This window comes from Paenibacillus sp. sg306046, from assembly GCF_059821225.1.
Genome location: NZ_JCAMRT010000013.1, coordinates 69559 through 82092, shown reverse-complemented (window position 1 = coordinate 82092; position 12534 = coordinate 69559). Strand labels below are relative to the sequence as shown.

Below are 12534 nucleotides of genomic sequence, written 5' to 3'. Positions count from 1 at the left end.
GGTGAAGCCGTATGATGGGTCGTATTACACAAAACATGTTAAGCTCCCAGCTGATTCGCAACTTGAACACAAACCTGAACAAGCTGAATACGTATCAGGACCAGACGGCAACAGGGCGCAAAATCAATAAACCTTCTGATGATCCGGTAGGGTTGAGCTATTCGATGCGATACCGCTCCGATATTACAGCGAATGAGCAGTATCAGGAAAATGTCGATACCGCAATCTCCTGGCTGGATTTCACAGACACGTTGATGGAGCAGGCAGGCACAGCTTTGCAGCGCATTCGGGAGCTGTCTGTGAATGCAGCCAATGGCAGTAACGATACGACAGCGAAAAAAGCGATTAATGCGGAAATTTTGCAGCTTACACAGCAGTTGATTACTGTTGGAAACAGTGAATTCAACGGCAAGCACGTATTTAATGGTCAAATTACCGAGCAGCCGCCTTACGCGCAGGCTGTACAGCAGGTTGCGCCGAGTCTCAGCGTGCAGGGGAACGTGGATGTGAATACAGCCAACGTTACAGCGGCGAACAATGAGCTTGTGTTATCGGTGAACGGACAGGAATTAAGAGTGACGCTTCCGCCAAAGGACTACGCGGCAACAGGAGCAGCCGAGTTTGCAACCGATTTGCAGACGGCCATCAATTTGGCTTCTACAAAAGGTGGCGTTGAGGTAACGGTCACTGCGGCCAACGAACTGAAAATCGCGACGTTAAACAACAGTGCGCAGGGCAGCGTTAGAATCATGGGTGGGTCGCTGGCTACGCAATGGCTAAGCACGGCGCGCGATCTGTCGGATCTCACCGCTACTACTAATCCGGCCGCGGCTGCAAATACGTACGTGTACGATGCACAATTTTCGTCAACGGACGATAAAGAGATATATTTCGAAATTGCGACAGGGATTCGCATGCCGGTTAATTTGATCGGCAATCGAGTATTTGGCGGGCCTGGTGACGCCGATAATATGTTTAAGGTACTCGGTGAAATTTCGACCGCGATTGAAAAAGAGGATACAGCGGCTGTGTCCCAATTGCTTGGTAAGCTTGATTCTAGACTGAATACGTTCCTGGAGGCACGAGCCGATCTGGGAGCCAAGCTGAACCGGATACAGCTGTCCGAGGAGCGTCTGAAGGACATTGATCTTAATTTGAAGACGCTGCAAAGTAAAACCGAAAGTGCGGACCTGGCCGAACTGGTCACCATGTTTAAGGCTGCCGAGAATGTGTACCAAGCGTCTTTGTCTGTCGGGTCCAAGGTCATTACGCCGACATTGGTGGACTTTTTAAGATAACCAGCTTCATACAAGAAAGGGGACGGGGAACATGGTTGCTATGCCGATCGTACAGATTCGACAAACGTATGCCAAGGTGGGAATTGATGCCGATCTCGGCAAGTTTTCCATTCGTCAGCCTCGCCCCGAGCTTCAGATTACCACCAAGGCGGCCAAGCTGGAAACCACCTATGTTCCTGGCGAGCTGAAGATTGACCAAGGCCCATCTTGGTCAGCGTTGGGGGTTGGAAGCACCTTCGATTTTTCCCGGCGAATTTCGAGTGAATCCCGGCAGCTGGCCTTGCAGGGCATTGCGAAGCGCGTGGAGGCCGGTAATCGTTTGGCTGCTATTCAGCATAAGGGAGCTAACCCGATCGCGGATATGGCTGCGGAAAGCATGTTTGAGGACTTCAAATTTAATTATGAAGGTCCATTTACTGTAGATAGCCCCGATATCCAATATACGGCGAAGCGCCCTCAATCGCAGTATACGCCAGGGTCATTTGACACAAAGGCTACCCTGCATGCGCCGGAAATTTCCTACGAGCGAGGCAAGCTGGATATTTATTTGCTGCAAAAAAATTCAATCGAGCTGATTCCCCCCGTCATAGATACACGTGTATAGCTGTAGGGAATCCAGGACACATGAGGTATACTAAGCACATGGCAGGAGAAGTTGCTTCTCGACATGGGCTTTTTATTTATGGAATGAGGGAGTGCTAGCGGTGAACTTGAATACGTTACGGTTCGGGGAAATTTCAGTAGATGAAGATAAGATTATTACATTTGAGCAAGGGCTTCCTGGCTTCGAGCAGCTACGCCGGTTCGTTATTCTGACGCCTGACGAGGAGCTGCCGTTTTCATTTATGCAAGCGCTGGAGGATGGAGACATCTCGTTCATCGTGTCTAATCCATTTGTTTATGTAGCGGATTATGATTTCGAGCTCCCAGCTGCCACACAGAAAGAACTGCAGCTTGCCGATGCAACTGACCTGATGGTGTTTACGATGGTGTCAATTAAAGAAAACGATGAAATTTCGTTGAATCTGCTGGCGCCGCTCGTATTGAATACACGGGCCAAGCTGGGCAAGCAGGTTATCCTGCATCACACCTCCTACCGTACGCGTCATGTCATTGCTAACCTGAATGACGCATCCGTCGAGGAGGGTGAGCTATAATGCTAGTGTTATCCCGTAAAAAAGGCGAGGCAATCGTAATTGGGCATGATATCGAGTTGACGGTCATCGGCGTGGAGGGCGATACGGTTAAGCTAGGTATTTCGGCTCCCAAGGAAGTGGAGATTTATCGTAAGGAAGTATACCTGTCCATTCAAAAATCGAATCAGGAAGCTTCACAAAGCGTCTTAAAGATTAGTGATATCAAGGATATTTTGCGAAAAAGGCTGTAAAATCTTGATAAGACGAGTTATTTGGAGATAACGTGCGAATAATTGCTTATAATTCACGTTTTAACGGATTTTTGCTTGAAATTCGTCCTCATAAACAAGCTGTCAAATTTCGATAAAATAAATAGAAGCTGAAATCTGGGGCGGCCGACCCAGACTCGGTTACATATCAAGTGCACACATGGATGTGGGCACGTACATTCAGGGAGGAAACAAGCAATGAGAATTAACCAAAACATTGCAGCGCTGAATACTTACCGTCAGTTGTCTGCCAACAACGTTAACACTGGCAAATCCCTTGAGAAGCTGTCTTCCGGTCTTCGCATCAACCGTGCTGGCGACGATGCAGCAGGTCTCGCGATCTCCGAAAAAATGAGAGCGCAAGTTCGCGGCTTGGACCAAGCTTCCCGTAACTCCCAGGATGCTATCTCGCTGATCCAAACAGCTGAGGGCGCATTGAACGAAACACAATCCATCCTGCAACGTATGCGTGAGCTGTCCGTACAAGCAGCTTCCGATACAAACGTAGCTGTTGACCGCGGCGAGATCCAAAAGGAAATCAACCAACTGACTTCCGAGATCAACCGGATCGGTAACACGACTGAGTTCAATACCATGAAGCTGTTGAATGGTGAGAAGCTGAATGACCTGTCTACAACTTTAACTGCCGGTAAAAACAATAACGGTGTTACATTGACTGCCGCACTGGCAGATGTCGCTATCGGCGCGACTTCGCCGAAATTCGATGGCGATGCGATCACGCTTGTAGCAAACAGCGGTTCAATTGTTGGTTTGACAGGGGATGCTTCCGGTTCGTCAGGTGTGTTTGCAATTTACAGAAGTGGCAATGAAGTCGTTGTTAGTGGTTTCATGAACAACGTTAGTGGAGGCACGCAAGCCATTTCCGGTTATGCTCGTATTACTGCTGACGCAAGTGGCAACTACACTTACAATGATAATGGTATTTCGTTCAAAATTACTTCCATTGAAGGCTGGGCAAGCGGTTCGGCTGACGCGGTAGTTTATACGAAGGCATCTGGAGTAAGTGGCGCTTCCGACCTTTCGCTTTCCACGAAGCAAAATGTATGGAGCTCGTTCTCTGGTTCGGGCGCTACCCGTGGTGCTGATGCAGTAAGTGGCGGAACGATCGAACTGGCTAGCGGCCTTGCAGCAGGCACCTACTACATCAGAATGGTCAGCAATGGTGACGGAACAAGTGGTACAATTGAAATTACGAGATCCGGTGCGGATGGATCTATTGAGCTGCTTAACCTGAACTCCGGATTTTCCGGAACAAAAGGCGTGTACTCTGCAAATGGTATCACCTTCGGATTTGATATGTCCGGAATAGGATCGGGTGGTTCCGGTATCCTTAAAATTGAGGTTGTTAGCGATGTAACAACTACAACTGGCGCAGATAACTCCCTCACCTTCCAAATCGGAGCTAACCAAAATCAGTCCATGTCTTTGAGTATTAGCGACATGCGCTCGAAGGCTCTCGGTATCAGTGCCTCTGGTGGCGGTAGTGACTTCGGTTCGTCCGCTAGTGTTACAGACGGAACGAATTCCACAAACAGCGAATACAGCCTTGATGTTTCGAGTGCTGCAAAAGCTGCGAAGTCGATCACGGTTATCAATAACGCAATTGAAAAAGTTTCCTCAGAGCGTTCTAAGCTGGGTGCTGTTCAAAACCGTTTGGAGCACACGATTAATAACTTGGGAACATCGTCCGAGAACCTGTCTGCTGCTGAATCTCGTATTCGCGATGTAGATATGGCTCGCCAAATGATGGAGTTCACCAAAAACAACATCTTGACGCAAGCTGCTCAATCCATGCTTGCACAAGCAAACCAACAACCGCAAGGTGTTCTGCAATTGCTTCGTTAATCGAAATTGGTACTCAAAAAGAGGCTCCCTTCAGGAGCCTCTTTTTGAGTATATGGACGTAGAAGCAGAGTGAATATATGAATACACAAGGCCCCTGTGTAAGATGGACTCAACTGCGGCCCGTAAAGATGCCCAATAAATATTACCAGATAAAAGGCCTGAAATATCGGGGATGATTTGACGATATAATACTATAGTATAGGTAACGAGAAGGGTGATATCAGTGCAATTAATTATTAATGAAAAAGAAATACAGCTACATAATAATTTTCTTGAGGAGATTGAACGGCATATAAATGAATATCTAAAAGAGAACAACGTTTATTTTAGTCACTTCAATATTGATGGTGTTGATGTTTTTAGTAACTATAGCTCATATCTAATCGAAAACTTAGAGAGTATAAATAAGATTAGAGCGGTAGTTTTGTCGGCAGCAGTCTTGAAAGAGAACGTCTTGCAGGATGCTTTACTTTACTTGGATAAAATTCAAGTTCAGTTTACATTATTTTTGGAGAGATTGGAAGGAAGCTTTAATCGGGAGAACCGCCATACATTAGGGGAATTGCTGGAGGGTGTTAATTGGCTTTTTGATGTATGTAAAAACACGGATGAGCCTACTCTTCTCGAGGTAAGCAAGAAAGCCGAAGTCATTGTTCCCCAGCTAATGCTTGCATATGAAGATGATAATACTGTGTTGCTCCTGGATCTATTAAGATATGAAGTTAAGCCAATCCTAGATGGCCTACAAGGCTATATAAGTCAAATCATTTCTAGAGGTAACTAACATGATTCTTGCTGATAATACGATACTCTTAAAGAGATTTTTTCCGGCAGTGTTGAATTTTTTCGATCATTATGAACAGAAGGTCGAGTTGGACCAAGTACAGATTGTTGATGCTAAAAATGGGTTTAAGACAATGATTCTTATCGAAAATGAAAAACGCTATCATTTGCATAGTATGTATGACCCCGTTGAGGAAGCAAAGCGTTTTGTAAATAATAACTTTCAAGATATAGGATCATATAAGCATGTATTTTTTTGGGGGGTTGGGCTCGGCTATCATGTTGACATATTTTTAGAAAAGCACCCGAATGTAAATTTTAGTCTTTTCGAACCGAATATGGCTACATTTTATCGTTTTCTTGAGCTTCGAACTTTAACGGATTTTCCTATAAAACAGCTAAAAAATATATATGTGGATTATAAGCATATACAAGCGTATGTAGACAATTTACTTAATGGAATCTATGATCAAGTACTGTTCGTTGTTCCTCCGGTTTATGAACAAGTATATTCGGAACAATTAGATGCGTTTTATGAGATGTTCAAAAAAAACATAATGCAAACAAGGCAGGCAATGCATACAAACTTAGGATATGAGAAGCTTTGGAGCTTTAACAGCTTTAAAAACTTCCCTAAAGTTCTAAAGACTCCAAATATTTTGAAAGAAAAAAAGCCTTTTTTTCATAACAAACCTGCGCTTATTGTCGCAGCAGGTCCATCTTTAGAAGAGGAATATGACAGACTTAAGTACATAAAAGAAAATAAACTTGGTTATATTGTATCGGTTGGTTCTGCTAATAAAGCGTTGCTGGCCCAAGGTATAGTACCTGATTTGGTTACATCCTATGATCCGAACCCGCATAATATTGATGTTTTTTCGGAAATTATTGAATCTGGCCGTGGTGATATCCCTTTAGTATTCGGAAGCAGTGTCGGATATGAAACCATAAAAAATTACCCTGGACCTCTTTTACATATGATTACAAGTCAAGACAACGTGTCAGCGTACTACTTAAACAAAGAAGAGCTTATAAGTCAAAAACAAATCATATTGGATGCTCCGTCCATAGCGGTGCTCACCTTGCAATTGTTAGCTGAACTAGGCGCTAATCCTATTATTTTAGTGGGACAAAATTTTTCATTTAAAAAAGATAAATACTACGCGGATGGCATACAATATTCTTCACGTGCGACATTTTTATCTGATGAGGAAAAAGAAGGTATGCTGCATGTAGAAAGTACTTCTGGGGATATGGTTTTAACCTCTAGCTCACATAATAGTTCAAGAATGCACATGCAAAATATGATTGCTAAATACCGTGGAATCATCACTGTGTTTAATTCAACAAATGGTGGGGCACAAATCGAAGGTGCAAGTTATATAGAACTTGAAGAGTTAATTCGTACAACCTTAATCAAGAGAGATGTTGTTACTGCGAACTGGTTTGTTGGAGAAAGTAACGGCTACGATAGGGATTTCATAGGCAAGCAACAAGTTCATCATGATGAAATCAAAAGAACTTTTAGTGTCAAAATGGACAGGCTAGTTTCTCAGTTAAAAAAAATGGAGCTGCTTCATAATAAAAAAGATTTCAAGAGTATTAAGAAAAGTCTCCCACAATTTGACAGCCTTGTTACTGATTTTATGAATAATGAATATTTCGATATATTTATTAGACCTTTATTGAGAACGGAACACGACATACTTTCAAGAGCATCGAAGGGCATCCAGCAGGAATCGAATATGTTAAAAAAAGCAAAATTGGCTATTGATAAGTTCGGCCCGTTCTTGTTTTCTTGCCAACAGATGTATATTTTAACCTCGGCTTTAACCAACGAAATATTAGAAGATATAGATGCCTATTGTTCAAATGAAACAAACAGCTGAGCCCGGATTTACAAATATGGAAGCGGGGGTATAAGAAATGTTGACTCAACAAATGAAATTTTGGCAAGGTGAGTTTGGAACTGAATATACAGAAAGAAATACTTTTGATCCAAGCACATTAAATCAAATCTATTTAGATCAATATGGACTTACAAGGCAAGCGATGAATGAAGAGTTTTTAAAAGAGCTTTCTATAAAAAATGTTCTCGAAGTAGGCTGTAATGTAGGTAATCAATTAAATATCCTTCAGCGAATGGGTCTACAAAACCTTTATGGTGTTGAGCTTCAGTGGTATGCCGTTGAAAAAGCAAAATCACTTACTAATAACATAAATGTCATACAAGGCTCAGCTTTTGATTTACCTTATCGTGATCAGTATTTCGAGCTTGTTTATACAAGTGGAGTACTTATTCATATATCACCTAAAGATATCAATAGTGTACTTGATGAAATTTATCGAACCTCCAGCAAGTATATTTGGGGTATGGAGTATTTCAATGAGGATTACATCGAAATCAATTATCGGGGTAATGGAGATAAAATGTGGAAAGGGGATTTTGCCCAGTTATTTTTAGATCGTTTTCCTGATTTAAAATTAATAAAAGAAACAAAATACCCATATACAAAAAATGATAATATCGATCAAATGTATTTACTTCAAAAAACTACTAGCTGAACTTGGGTGATGTTATGAATGGTCGTAAAAGTGTTTTCATTCAAGGGAATAGTGTGTATCTCCGTGGATTAGAAGAGGAAGATATCAACGGAAACTACCGTTTCTGGTTGAATGATCCGAAAGTCACAGAAAACATGATGAAGGGTTCGTATCCTACGACCCAAAATGATCTCAAGGCTTATTATCAGAGCGTTGTATCATCTTCTCAGCATTTGATTCTTGCCGTGATTGATGAAAAGACTGAAACGCACATTGGGAATATAGGCCTTCATAACATTGACTTTTTGCATCAATCGGCCGAACTGGGAATCTGTCTTGGTGAAAAAAACTATTGGGGTCGAGGGATTGCTAAGGAAATAATGAGGCTGATTTGCCGGCACGGATTTGAGCAAATGAACCTGAGAAGAATAGAACTGGGTGTTTTAGCGACTCATGTTAGTGCCATTAAGAGCTACGAGTCTGTTGGTTTTGTGGTGGAAGGTAAGAGGCGCTCGGCAGTATACAAGAACGGAATGTTTGTCGATGTTATCATTATGGGCTTATTGAAAGAAGAGCTATAATTACAGGGTGTGATTCGATGTATACTGCTAGTGTTATTGGTCTAGGGCAAATCGGTTTAATGTACGATTTTGATCCGAAACGCAAAAATGTGGCATCTCACGTTAAGGCATATGAAAGCAACGAAGATATTTCACTAGTTGCTGCTTCGGATGTAAGAGTTTCTCAGAGCGAGTTGTTGAAGCAAATTTCTCCTTTCGCTCTATTTTTTAGTTCTTATACTGAAATGCTTGGAGAACATAAGCCTGACATCATCAGTTTATGTTCTCCGCCTCATTTGCATTTGGAACAGCTCAAGGGCATCATAGGGGTTTACACACCCAAAATCATTTTCTGTGAAAAGCCTTTGGTAAATAATCTGGATGATGTTGCGGCCTTAAAGAGGCTAACATCTGCGCGTGAAGTATTGGTAATACCTAACCTGTCTAGGCGATGGTTAACCGGGTTTACCCGGATAAAAAATGCGATAGATGAGAATTTATTTGGTAGCTTGCAGAAAATAAATATCAGATATACACGAGGGATATTTAATACAGGTGCTCATATTATTGACCTAGTTCACTGGTTTGCGGGTAAATTAACAGAAGTAATGGTATTGAACGAGGTGCAAACTTCTTCCCTTAAAGAAAATGACCCATCCTATACATTTTATTTTAATACGGAGAATGACGTTGTTGGTGTTGCCGAAGCTTATGATGATAGGCAATACTATATGTTTGAGTTTGACATGTACTTTGAATATGGAAAGATTGAGATTAGAGATAGTGGAGATATCGTAAGGTATTATCATGTAAATGAACATAGACTGTTTTCCGGTTTTAACGCCTTAGAACTAAGGGAAATAGACGAGAATGTTTTATTGGAATCGAGCATGCAAAACGCGGTTAGTCATATTGTCGACGTCTTGGCGAATCGTACAGAACCATGTTGCACTATAAACGAAGGGGTGTACCCCCTGTACGTTGTGGAAGCATTACTAGAGTCATTTAATACTAAAAAAAATGTAAAGGTAAGGGGAATGATGGTATGAGTAAAATAGCTATATTGGGTGGTAGTCCAGTTAGAAAAGAGGCTATTCCTTGGGTTAATATATTAGGCGATGAAGAAACAAACGCGGTACTCGAAGTCATGCAATCAGGTAATATCTCGGCGTTTATAGGCAGATCTGGAGAAGGATTTCTAGGTGGACCTAAAGTAAAGGAATTAGAAAATGATTTTAGTAAAAAATTTGGAAGTAAACATGCGATTTCAGTAAACTCTGCAACAACGGCGCTTCATACTGCTATTGCGGCATGTGAGATAGGGCCAGGTGATGAGGTTTTAGTGACCCCATATTCGATGGTTGCTACTGCTAGCGCTATATTGATGAATAATGCTGTACCAATTTTTGTTGATATAGATGAGAAGACATTTAATTTAGATCCCCTTCAGATTGAAAAATGGATAACGTCTAGAACAAAGGCTATTCTTACTACCAATTTATTCGGATTGCCTTCCAATTTGCCTGTGTTAAGAGAACTTGCTGATAAAAACAATTTATTTTTAATTGAGGACAATGCGCAATCGCCAGGTGCTTCAATAGATGGAAAGTCAGCAGGTACATTTGGACATCTTGGGGTTTTTAGCCTAAATTACCACAAAGTTATTCATAGTGGTGAAGGTGGTGTTATCGTAACGGATGACGATAGTTTGGCTAGAAGATGTCAATTGATTAGAAACCATGGAGAAATGGTTGTTCAAGATGAGAATGATTATGAAACGGTTGTACTAGGTAATAACTATCGAATGACAGAAATCCATGCGGCTATTGCCATTGAACAGTTAAAAAAACTGGACAATTTTTTGGTTGATAGAAAAAAGTTGGCGGCTCTGGTTTCTGAAGGTATAAAAAATTTTGAAGGACTATCAACAGTTCATATTCCTGAGGGTTACGAGCATACATTTTATGTTTATCCAATGCTGTATAATCACGAAAGCTGGGGGATTAAGAGAGAAACATTTGCTGCAGCTATGGAGGGAGAAGGCTTTCCTCTTGGCGCTGGTTATCAGAAGCCTATATATTTGTTGCCTATGTACCAACACAAAAAGGTATATAATCAAACAACGTTTCCTTTTAGCTTAATTAGCCCGCCAACCCAGGAGTATCAAACGGGTCTTTGTCCGGTTGTTGAAAGGATGTATACTTCAGATTTGTTATATGCTGATGTTTGTCGAAAACCATTTACTGGGGAAGATATTTCCGATTTCTTAACAGCAATTCAAAAAATATGGAACGAGAAAGAAGCACTGCAGAAATATGAAAAAAGTATGGTTTCTAGCACATGATCCTGGGGGATATGATGTTATTTATCCGCTTGTTCTTCAAGTAGAAAGAAGTCAAACGTTTTTTTACGACTTTTTTTGTATTGGACCAGCTGGGAAAAGAAATCAACGTTTTCAGTTTGACGAGGCCCGTTTTATTAAATATTTAGAAGAAAAACTTGACGAAGAGCGAATTGATTTACTAGTTACTGGAACGAGTTGGGGACAACATTATGAACTTGAAGCCATCGAGCTATGTAAGCAAAGAGGCATAAAAACCATGTCCATCATTGATTATTGGGCTAATTATCGGTCAAGGTTTATATATCCCAATAAAGGTATCATTTTCCCAGACAATATTGTTGTTATGGATGAGTTGGCAAAGAGGGAGGCTTGCGAAGATGGGGTGCCGGAAGAGCTTATTCAGATTCTAGGCCATCCTGGCCTGGATGAATGGGTAAATGCTGCTTCGTACTTACCCAGTAACTCCAATCCTTCAATTCAAGTACTACTGTTGTCTCAACCAATATCAAATCTTTATGGGGAGACAATGGGATTTACTGAGTTTACGTTCCTTGAAGACTGTTGGACGTTCTTTGAATCGTTTAAATCTAAATATTCAGTGAGCTTAAAGCATCACCCCAAAGATAGTCGCGATTTTATTGAAGCATCCCGAAGTTTATCTATCCCTGTGGTCGAAGGACATCTGGATAAGATACTAATGGACTACGATCTCATTATCGGTATGAGCACAATGGCTTTACTACATGCAGCTATTATGGGCAAGACGGTTCTGAGCTATCAGCCTGGTTTGCTGACACCAGATGATTGTATAACCAACAAGTTAGGGTTTTCAAGGGGTTTCACATCATTTTCAACTTTTTCACAGTGGCTTTCTCATTATGATATGAATACAACAGATAAAATGACATCTGGGAGCTTCAAACATTTCATCTGGCAAGATGGTAAATCTGTAGATCGAATTATGTCTTATATAGAGAAAGTTGTGAAAACAAAATGAATATTAACGTTATTGTCGCTGCTAGAATGACTTCTACGCGATTGCCTGGTAAAGTAATTAAACCGCTCTTCGGCAAGCCTGCCTTGTGCAGATTAATAGAGCGGCTTCGCTGTTCTAAATACATCAATCAAATAGTTATTGCGAGTACAACCAATAAAGAAGACGATATTATCGAAGAAATAGCACAGAGAGAGGGCGTTCTTTGCTATAGAGGTAGTGAAAATGATGTACTGGGCAGAACACTTCAAGCGGCCCTTTATAGCAAAACCGATTTGATTGTTCAAGTCACAAGTGATTGTCCCTTAATTGACTCGATGACTATAGATTCGGTAATTGAAAAAATGCTAGAAAACAGCTATCTTGACTATGTTACGAATCAAATGTTTCTCACCTTTCCGCTTGGTTTTGGCGTCGAGGTATTTAGAACAAGTACATTGCTTGAAGTGGAACAATTGACATCCGATCCTAGTGATCGAGAACACGTCACTTTGTATATGTACGAAAGACCGGAGCTATACCATTTATCAAACATAGAGGCAAACAGATTTGTTAGACATCCAGAGTTTCGGTTAACCTTAGACACCTGGCAGGATTACGAGTTAATTGAAAAAATTTTTTGCGAGTTATATCCGGGAAATCCCAATTTTCAGCTTCACGATATAATTCGTTTGTTAATCAATAAACCTGAGTTGTTTGAAATAAACCGTTCTGTCATTCAAAAAAAAGCTAGAGAGTAG

The 12534-nt window shown here is 41.2% G+C and carries 13 protein-coding genes; all 13 read left to right on the top strand.

Annotated features, from left to right (window positions below):
* The first annotated feature begins 11 nt into the window (after positions 1-11).
* The 13 genes from flgL to AC6ROY_RS14745 all read left to right on the top strand — a co-directional run bounded on the left by flgL (position 12) and on the right by AC6ROY_RS14745 (position 12534).
* Complete coding sequence (gene flgL / locus AC6ROY_RS14805) at positions 12-1298, top strand: flagellar hook-associated protein FlgL (protein ID WP_500101344.1); 1287 nt, start codon at positions 12-14, stop codon at positions 1296-1298.
* Positions 1299-1329: 31 nt separating this feature from the next.
* A complete protein-coding gene (locus tag AC6ROY_RS14800; protein ID WP_500101343.1) occupies positions 1330-1902 on the top strand; it encodes a DUF6470 family protein in 573 nt (190 codons plus the stop codon).
* Positions 1903-2002: 100 nt separating this feature from the next.
* Positions 2003-2455: a flagellar assembly protein FliW gene (fliW, locus tag AC6ROY_RS14795; RefSeq protein ID WP_500101342.1), complete on the top strand. Its 453-nt coding sequence runs from the start codon at positions 2003-2005 to the stop codon at positions 2453-2455.
* Positions 2455-2685 carry a carbon storage regulator CsrA gene (gene csrA / locus AC6ROY_RS14790; protein ID WP_500101341.1) on the top strand — a complete coding sequence of 77 codons (231 nt, stop codon included), beginning with the start codon at positions 2455-2457 and terminating at the stop codon, positions 2683-2685. The genes fliW and csrA overlap by 1 nt, the downstream gene beginning before the upstream one ends.
* Before the next feature lie 216 nt (positions 2686-2901).
* Positions 2902-4569 (top strand): flagellin N-terminal helical domain-containing protein, encoded by a 1668-nt coding sequence (locus tag AC6ROY_RS14785; protein ID WP_500101340.1) that lies wholly within the window; start codon positions 2902-2904, stop codon positions 4567-4569.
* Between the two features lie 223 nt (positions 4570-4792).
* Positions 4793-5353, top strand: coding sequence for a DUF8042 domain-containing protein (locus tag AC6ROY_RS14780; protein WP_500101339.1), 561 nt, complete (start codon positions 4793-4795; stop codon positions 5351-5353).
* Position 5354: 1 nt separating this feature from the next.
* The gene (locus AC6ROY_RS14775) at positions 5355-7241 is read left to right on the top strand and encodes a motility associated factor glycosyltransferase family protein (protein ID WP_500101338.1); all 1887 of its coding nucleotides are present in this window, start codon (positions 5355-5357) and stop codon (positions 7239-7241) included.
* Between the two features lie 37 nt (positions 7242-7278).
* Positions 7279-7917 (top strand): pseudaminic acid biosynthesis-associated methylase, encoded by a 639-nt coding sequence (locus AC6ROY_RS14770; protein ID WP_500101337.1) that lies wholly within the window; start codon positions 7279-7281, stop codon positions 7915-7917.
* Between the two features lie 14 nt (positions 7918-7931).
* Entirely contained in the window at positions 7932-8477 is a 546-nt protein-coding gene (locus AC6ROY_RS14765; RefSeq protein ID WP_500101335.1) for a GNAT family N-acetyltransferase, read from the top strand.
* Positions 8478-8494: 17 nt separating this feature from the next.
* Positions 8495-9505 carry a Gfo/Idh/MocA family protein gene (locus AC6ROY_RS14760; RefSeq protein ID WP_500101333.1) on the top strand — a complete coding sequence of 337 codons (1011 nt, stop codon included), beginning with the start codon at positions 8495-8497 and terminating at the stop codon, positions 9503-9505.
* Positions 9502-10800, top strand: coding sequence for a DegT/DnrJ/EryC1/StrS family aminotransferase (locus AC6ROY_RS14755; RefSeq protein WP_500101331.1), 1299 nt, complete (start codon positions 9502-9504; stop codon positions 10798-10800). Before AC6ROY_RS14760 ends, AC6ROY_RS14755 begins: the two co-directional genes overlap by 4 nt.
* Entirely contained in the window at positions 10772-11797 is a 1026-nt protein-coding gene (locus AC6ROY_RS14750; protein WP_500101330.1) for a hypothetical protein, read from the top strand. Before AC6ROY_RS14755 ends, AC6ROY_RS14750 begins: the two co-directional genes overlap by 29 nt.
* Positions 11794-12534, top strand: coding sequence for a cytidylyltransferase domain-containing protein (locus tag AC6ROY_RS14745; protein WP_500101329.1), 741 nt, complete (start codon positions 11794-11796; stop codon positions 12532-12534). Before AC6ROY_RS14750 ends, AC6ROY_RS14745 begins: the two co-directional genes overlap by 4 nt.

Coding starts and splice junctions, on each gene's coding strand:
- AC6ROY_RS14785 (WP_500101340.1), top strand. CDS start 2,902: ATGAGAATTAACCAAAACATTGCAGCGCTGAATACTTACCGTCAGTTG.
- flgL (WP_500101344.1), top strand. CDS start 12: ATGATGGGTCGTATTACACAAAACATGTTAAGCTCCCAGCTGATTCGC.
- AC6ROY_RS14765 (WP_500101335.1), top strand. CDS start 7,932: ATGAATGGTCGTAAAAGTGTTTTCATTCAAGGGAATAGTGTGTATCTC.
- AC6ROY_RS14760 (WP_500101333.1), top strand. CDS start 8,495: ATGTATACTGCTAGTGTTATTGGTCTAGGGCAAATCGGTTTAATGTAC.
- AC6ROY_RS14770 (WP_500101337.1), top strand. CDS start 7,279: ATGTTGACTCAACAAATGAAATTTTGGCAAGGTGAGTTTGGAACTGAA.
- AC6ROY_RS14800 (WP_500101343.1), top strand. CDS start 1,330: ATGGTTGCTATGCCGATCGTACAGATTCGACAAACGTATGCCAAGGTG.
- csrA (WP_500101341.1), top strand. CDS start 2,455: ATGCTAGTGTTATCCCGTAAAAAAGGCGAGGCAATCGTAATTGGGCAT.
- AC6ROY_RS14755 (WP_500101331.1), top strand. CDS start 9,502: ATGAGTAAAATAGCTATATTGGGTGGTAGTCCAGTTAGAAAAGAGGCT.
- AC6ROY_RS14775 (WP_500101338.1), top strand. CDS start 5,355: ATGATTCTTGCTGATAATACGATACTCTTAAAGAGATTTTTTCCGGCA.
- AC6ROY_RS14745 (WP_500101329.1), top strand. CDS start 11,794: ATGAATATTAACGTTATTGTCGCTGCTAGAATGACTTCTACGCGATTG.
- AC6ROY_RS14750 (WP_500101330.1), top strand. CDS start 10,772: ATGAAAAAAGTATGGTTTCTAGCACATGATCCTGGGGGATATGATGTT.